Source organism: Fusibacter sp., assembly GCF_057447755.1.
Map to the genome: position 1 here is coordinate 1 of NZ_JBVBZF010000199.1, position 6,517 is coordinate 6,517.

The 6,517-nt window shown below is 37.7% G+C and carries 8 protein-coding genes; all 8 read left to right on the forward strand.

Translation table 11 applies throughout. The annotated features are described in order from the left end of the window. Positions 1-478, forward strand: a 478-nt coding sequence (locus AC220I_RS16250; protein WP_486724911.1) for a methyl-accepting chemotaxis protein, incomplete at its 5' end; no start/stop codon positions are given. A 380-nt stretch (positions 479-858) separates the two neighbouring features. Further along, positions 859-1,686, forward strand: a complete 828-nt coding sequence (gene pgeF / locus AC220I_RS16255) for a peptidoglycan editing factor PgeF (protein WP_486724912.1) — start codon at positions 859-861, stop codon at positions 1,684-1,686. 106 nt (positions 1,687-1,792) lie between these two features. Continuing rightward, the gene (locus tag AC220I_RS16260) at positions 1,793-3,103 is read left to right on the forward strand and encodes a DUF512 domain-containing protein (RefSeq protein ID WP_486724913.1); all 1,311 of its coding nucleotides are present in this window, start codon (positions 1,793-1,795) and stop codon (positions 3,101-3,103) included. Continuing rightward, positions 3,104-4,423 (forward strand): ribosome biogenesis GTPase Der, encoded by a 1,320-nt coding sequence (gene der, locus AC220I_RS16265; protein WP_486724914.1) that lies wholly within the window; start codon positions 3,104-3,106, stop codon positions 4,421-4,423. 168 nt (positions 4,424-4,591) lie between these two features. Further along, positions 4,592-4,828, forward strand: a complete 237-nt coding sequence (locus tag AC220I_RS16270; protein ID WP_486724915.1) for a hypothetical protein — start codon at positions 4,592-4,594, stop codon at positions 4,826-4,828. Positions 4,829-4,947: 119 nt separating this feature from the next. Further along, a complete protein-coding gene (locus AC220I_RS16275; RefSeq protein WP_486724916.1) occupies positions 4,948-5,313 on the forward strand; it encodes a hypothetical protein in 366 nt (121 codons plus the stop codon). A gap of 18 nt (positions 5,314-5,331) precedes the next feature. Beyond that, the gene (locus AC220I_RS16280; protein WP_486724917.1) at positions 5,332-5,712 is read left to right on the forward strand and encodes a VOC family protein; all 381 of its coding nucleotides are present in this window, start codon (positions 5,332-5,334) and stop codon (positions 5,710-5,712) included. Positions 5,713-5,719: 7 nt separating this feature from the next. Continuing rightward, entirely contained in the window at positions 5,720-6,226 is a 507-nt protein-coding gene (locus AC220I_RS16285) for a cysteine hydrolase family protein (RefSeq protein WP_486724918.1), read from the forward strand. Positions 6,227-6,517: the final 291 nt, after the last annotated feature.

Sequence of the window (6,517 nt, forward strand, 5' to 3'; positions counted from 1 at the left end):
AGCTGGTGAAGCGGGTAGGGGTTTTTCTGTTGTGGCAGATGAAATCAGAAACCTTGCAGAGCAATCTAAAACCACTGTACTTAAGATTCAAGATATTACCACTAAAGTGGTGAATTCGGTATCAAACCTTTCTGAAAGTTCTAGTAACCTCTTGAACTACGTCTCCACAGATGTCGATCAAGATTATAAGGTCATGCTTGAAGTTGCAGATTATTATAGTAAGGATGCAGTGAGTGTTGAATCACTTGTTGGTGAGTTCAGTGCGACTTCTCAAGAGCTTTTAGCTTCAGTAGAGAGCATCTTAACGTCTATAGATGGCATATCAGATGCAGCGAATGACGGTGCAAAAGGCACTACGGATATTGCCATGAAGGTGAGCGATATCAACCAAAGTTCTTCCCTTATGATTGATAAGATTGAAGAATCAAAGCGAAATGCTGAACACTTGATCAGCGAAACCGATAAATTCAAATTATAATAGCCCTATAATTTGTTTTTGAATAATCCTCTAGCAAACACTCACAATGTCTTTAAGGCGTTCTGGGTGTTTGCTTTTTTATGTAGATCAATAGTTTTCATCCAGCTTTGAGCAAGAATGTTCAAAAGCGGTTAGATGAGAACGTTAACGTCAAAACAAGGTTTTGACGTTAAATGATTATATACAACAAAATTTGAGCCAAAAGCTGTGATGAGAAATGTTTAATCTCAAACAGCGTCAGCGAAAATTGGTTTGAGACATCGAAGGTGGCTCAAATGTTGTTGATGTGAAATTAATGTTAAGATTATGACTTTGGTCTTAACATTCAAAGTTTTTCATTATATGATAAGGAGAGTAAATACGATCGAACTGGAGGCCCAATGATTAGGTTTAAACAATTAGAAAATACGGCGCTAAAGCTCGGCATAACAGATAGGACTGGTGGTGTAAGTCAAGGCGTTTATGGTGGTATGAACACGAATTTTTACAATGCTGAACAGTTTGAAAAAGCTTGTGAAGACATAAAGATTGCCATTGACCAATTAGGGCTTACGGGTAAAACGATTATTGCCACGAGGCAGACACACTCAAGCAATATCCTTTACATTGATGAACATACAGATTTCAAGGCCTTTCAGGCATTTGATGTTTCAAAAACTGCTCTTAGGGGCTATGAGCTTTATTCGGTTTTAGACACAGATGGATTAATGACAGCCCGTACCGATCTGATCCTAATGACCTTTTATGCAGATTGTGTGCCCTTGTTTTTATATGATGAAGAAAATCATGCGGTGTCAATCGTCCATAGTGGCTGGCGTGGTACTTCCAATAAGATTGGTGGAGAAGCAATCCAGATGATGAAAAGACACTTTGGAACCAAAGTTGAAAACATCCTGGCGGGTATCGGTCAGTCTGCAGGAAAGTGCTGTTATGAAGTGGATGAACCCGTTAGACAGAGATTTCTTCAAACCTTTAAAGCGTCACAAGTTGATGAGTTTATGACTTTTAAGGGTGGTGACAAGTATATGATCGACTTGAAGAAGGCCAATAAACTCATTTTTATGGACAATAACATTAGACAGGCGTCTGTGGAAGTCGTTGAGGCGTGCACCATTTGCCAACATGAACGCTTTCACTCTCATAGACATGCAGGTGGCGGAAAGAGGGGATCAATGAGTCAAATTTGCCAGTTAATGCCCTTAGATTAACCTGTATTATGTAATCATTGCGAAAGTTTCATTTGCACTTTGCATGATTTTATATTACAATATTAGATTGTATGGTAGAGCGTTGTAAGAGGATTGGAAGGCCTATATGAATAAAATTAAGAATGTGATTCCGGGCTCAATTGCTGAGGAATTAGAAATTGAATCTGGCGATGTCCTGTTGACCATCAACAACAAGAAAGTCGTTGATATTATCGACTTGATGTATCTCACGAACGATGAGTATATTGTTGTTGAAATTCAAAAGCCGGACGGTGAGATTTGGGAACTTGAAATTGATAAGGAGTATGATGAGGATTTGGGCATTGAGTTTGAAAATCCAATCATAGATGATGCAACACGTTGTTCAAACAACTGTGTATTTTGCTTTATCGATCAATTGCCAAAGAACATGAGATCAACCCTTTATTTTAAAGATGATGACTCCAGATTGTCCTTTTTACAGGGAAATTTTGTCACTTTGACAAATTTGAATGAAGAAAAGTTTAATCGGATCATCGAATATAGAATTAGCCCCATCAATGTTTCGGTACATACCACCAATCCAGAACTAAGGGTGAGTATGCTTGGCAATCGTTTCGCTGGGAATATCATGGAACGCCTTGAGAAACTGACCTCTAACAACATTGTAGTGAATGCGCAGATTGTTTTATGCCCTGGTTATAATGACGGTGAAGCCTTAAGAAAGACTTTAGGGGATTTAATTACCTTAGGTCCAAATCTGCAAAGCGTTGCCATAGTGCCAATCGGTCTTACGAAACACAGGCAAGGCCTCATTGAAATGAAGGGCTTTGATTCGATGTCAGCTCAGAGTGTCATTGATATCGTACACCCTTTTCAAGAAATGGCACTGAAAAAAATCGGAACACGATTTGCTTTTCTAGCAGATGAATTCTATATCTTGTCCCAAAACGACTTTCCACCTTATGAAGCTTATGAAGCCTTCATTCAGCATGAGGATGGCGTGGGCATGATTAGAAAGCTTGACCATGAAGTGAGAGCCCTTATGGCATCTCATGATTATAAATTAAAATCATCGAGACAGGTGATGATTGCAACTGGTGTTGCAGCATACCCCTTTATTAAAGATTTGGCAGAAGTGGTTATGGCGTCGTTTACAAATTTAAAAATAGACGTTATGAGAATTGAAAATCATTTTTTTGGTGAGCGGATCACTGTGGCAGGATTGATCACAGGTAAAGATATAAAAGAACAGGTTTTAAACGCAGAGAATTGTGATGCCATTTTATTGCCAGTATCTATGTTTAGAGCAGAAGAAGACGTGATGTTAGACGATTGCACCATCACTGACCTTGAAACACATTATCATAAGCCCGTTGTCAAAGTCGGTGAAATGGGAATCGATTTCGTTGAAAGCATATTATTTGGAGGTAATTAAATGAGCAGAAAACCAATTGTTGCGGTAGTTGGCCGCCCGAATGTGGGTAAGTCCACATTTTTTAATAGAATAGCCGGTAGAAGAATTTCTATCGTAGAAGATACACCCGGTGTAACACGTGACCGTGTTTACGCAGAATGTGAGTGGCTTAAATACACTTTCACACTTATTGATACAGGTGGTATTGAACCGTCTTCAACAGATATCATTTTATCTCAAATGAGAGATCAAGCACAAATTGCGATTGATACAGCAGATGTCATCATCTTCCTTTGTGATGGCAAGCACTCTTACACACATGCAGATGAAGAAATCGCACAGATGCTTAGAGTTTCAAAGAAACCTGTGATCTTAGTACTTAATAAAATTGATGTGTATAACAAGCCTGCACATTTTTATGACTATTATAATCTAGGATTAGGTGAGCCTTTAATGATCTCATCTGCCAATGCCATGGGACTTGGCGATTTGCTGGATGATGTTGTAAAAATGTTCCCAGATGAGGCTTTGCTTGAAGATGATGATGACGCCATTAAGATTTGCTTTATTGGCAAGCCAAATGTTGGTAAATCATCTATGGTCAATAAAATCATCGGCGAAAATAGGGTTATCGTATCAGATATCGCAGGTACGACGCGTGATGCGATTGATACCCCTTTCACATACAAGGACCAGAAGTATGTATTGATCGATACAGCAGGTATCAGAAGAAAATCAAAAGTAAATGAATCTATAGAAAAATACAGTGTTTTAAGAGCACTTGCAGCCATTGAGCGTTCTGATGTTTGCTTTATTATGATCGATGCACAAGAGGGTGTTACAGACCAGGATAAAAAGGTAGCTGGATATGCTCATGAAGCGGGTAAGGCAATCGTAATCGTAGTCAACAAATGGGACCTTCTTGAAAAAGATAACCATACCTTCAATGAGTTTAAAATGAGAGTTCGTGAAGAGTTGGCTTACATGCAATATGCACCGGTTATGTTTGTTTCTGCACTCACTGGTCAAAGGGTAACACAGCTTTTAGAGCAGGCAGTATATGTTTCAAATAACCATGCCCTTAGAATTTCTACAGGTGTTCTCAATGACATCTTGAATGAAGCAATCGCGCTTAATCAGCCACCTTCAGACAAGGGTAAACGCCTTAAAATTTACTACGCAACACAGGGTGGGGTTAAACCGCCTACCTTTATTCTCTTTGTTAACGATAAGGAGTTGGCACATTTCTCTTACATCCGTTACATTGAAAATCAAATCAGAAAGAACTTTAATTATGAGGGCACGCCAATTGTGTTTAAAGTCAAGCAAAGAGGCGAGTAAACCTAATTAAGGTCATGATTTGAATATTTTGATTCACTTAAATTCAAAGAGTCAATCCTTCGAGCCCATATGGTGCAGGGGTCTTTCGAAGGACTTGGCTCTTTTTTTCGTTGAAGGCTTTAAAAATAGGGTATATATGAATTAGAAGCGATTTAGGGAGGCGATTTTATGTTACTTATTAAGGACCTAATCGAAGAAATGAGAATAGAAATTGGTGATGACAGCGACTTGTATGATGATGACGATTATGTAGATGAAGAAGACGATGACAATTGGTGGGATCATCCCTTAAGGGAATATGAAGAAGAAGACGAAGAAGACGAAGATGACTATGACGAAGATGAGGAAGATGAAGATGATGACGAGTCCGAAGATGAAGATGATGATTACGACGATTATGATTAAGATAAATCTCACAGAAAATTCTGAAAACGAATGACGATTTTAAACTAAAATGTTAAAATATAGACAATAGATAAGCAAGGTGATGTCATTGAAAATTGGTCGAGATAGGATGTGTCATTATGAGAGATTATAATTGTGAGTATTGTGGAATGCCAATTAGGAGTCGGATGGATTTAATTGTTTCCAAAGCGCATTATTTATCTGTCCCCAAACCCTACCATTATGAGTGTTTTGTTGAGCAAATGTCTGATATTAAAGCCTTTTATAATCAAGTAGAACCCATAAACAGTGTTTTATACAGCTTGCGAATTAGTATGCTGCTTGCTGTTTATTTGTTCTTGTTTTCTGTTAGAGTCCAAAGCGCAATGTATATGACATTTTTGGTTGTCGCTGGTGGAATACTTGCCCTAGAGTGTTTTTCAAGAGTATATAGTTTTTTTACATATGAGTGGCATTTGCCCACGAAAAAACAAATGAGAATATAATCTTTATGAGGTAATAAAATGAAAATTAGAATAGCAAGACATGTGAAAGCCATAGAACCCATGGTTCATTTTTATAGTGATTTATTAGGACTTGAAGTCATTAAAACCTTCAAACAGCATAATGGATATGACGGTGTCATTATGGGCTATAAGACATCGGACTGGGAAATAGAGTTCACTAAATCTACAGAATCGCCAATGCATACTACTGATGAGGATGATTTGCTGATTTTGAAGTATGATGATATTGAGGTTTATCGATCTGTGATTGAAAAGCTAAGTTTAGAGAAGAATATTGAATTTGCACCAAGAAATCCTTTTTGGGAAGACCAAGGGAAACTTTTTAAGGATCCTGAGGGCTATGGTGTTGTTGTTATAATGCAGGTAGAAGGTAGATGAGGCTAATATGAAAGCATTAATTGTAGTTGATATGCAATGGGGAATATTCAATAAGGCCACTAAGGTATATGAAAGTGATCAATTGATTCGCAATATAAACCTTTTAATTGATCATTTCCACGAGTTTAACCTGCCGGTTATTTTTTTAAGATTTACTGGCGAGTTCTTACTCATGAAAAACACAAAGGAATGGGCCCTTTTACCTGAAATTCATTTTGCACAAGGTGATACGGTCATCGATAAATTTAAAAGTGATGCCTTTAGTGAATCACAATTTACGGATGCCCTTGTAGACTTAAATGTAGATCATATTTATGTGACTGGGGTCATATCTCATGGTTGTGTTCAATCAACCGTTTACGGGGCTTTAAATGCCAATATGAATGTGACTTTGGTCAGTGATGCCCATAGCAATTTCTCTAAGGATGCAGGTTTTGTGATTGAAGCAGTCAATACGAGAATCTATAATGATCATGTCGAATTGCTTAGGACGATTGAAGTTGTCAGCTCTTAGCAGCATCATCATTTTGAAAACGATAAAGATCTCTAAAGCATTAGAATGAACTATAAAGAACTAGAAAGAACTAGAATAATCTATATAGTTCTATTACGAATTAGAAAAATCTATACGAATCACCCCCTGTCTATAAAGGTACCTAGCAGCTTATAATTTGTGAAAATATGAGGATTGCCATTTGTTTCGCCCACAATATGGCCAATCCTTTTTAATTTAAAGGGTAAATTTTCTAAATGGGTGGACTCGTGCTAAACTTTGCTGAATGAGTTTATGAACAGGGGGTTTTAT

What these genes read in the sequence shown, in the direction of transcription:
- pgeF (WP_486724912.1), top strand. Translation starts at nt 859, where the DNA reads ATGATTAGGTTTAAACAATTAGAAAATACGGCGCTAAAGCTCGGCATA.
- AC220I_RS16260 (WP_486724913.1), top strand. Translation starts at nt 1,793, where the DNA reads ATGAATAAAATTAAGAATGTGATTCCGGGCTCAATTGCTGAGGAATTA.
- der (WP_486724914.1), top strand. Translation starts at nt 3,104, where the DNA reads ATGAGCAGAAAACCAATTGTTGCGGTAGTTGGCCGCCCGAATGTGGGT.
- AC220I_RS16270 (WP_486724915.1), top strand. Translation starts at nt 4,592, where the DNA reads ATGTTACTTATTAAGGACCTAATCGAAGAAATGAGAATAGAAATTGGT.
- AC220I_RS16275 (WP_486724916.1), top strand. Translation starts at nt 4,948, where the DNA reads ATGAGAGATTATAATTGTGAGTATTGTGGAATGCCAATTAGGAGTCGG.
- AC220I_RS16280 (WP_486724917.1), top strand. Translation starts at nt 5,332, where the DNA reads ATGAAAATTAGAATAGCAAGACATGTGAAAGCCATAGAACCCATGGTT.
- AC220I_RS16285 (WP_486724918.1), top strand. Translation starts at nt 5,720, where the DNA reads ATGAAAGCATTAATTGTAGTTGATATGCAATGGGGAATATTCAATAAG.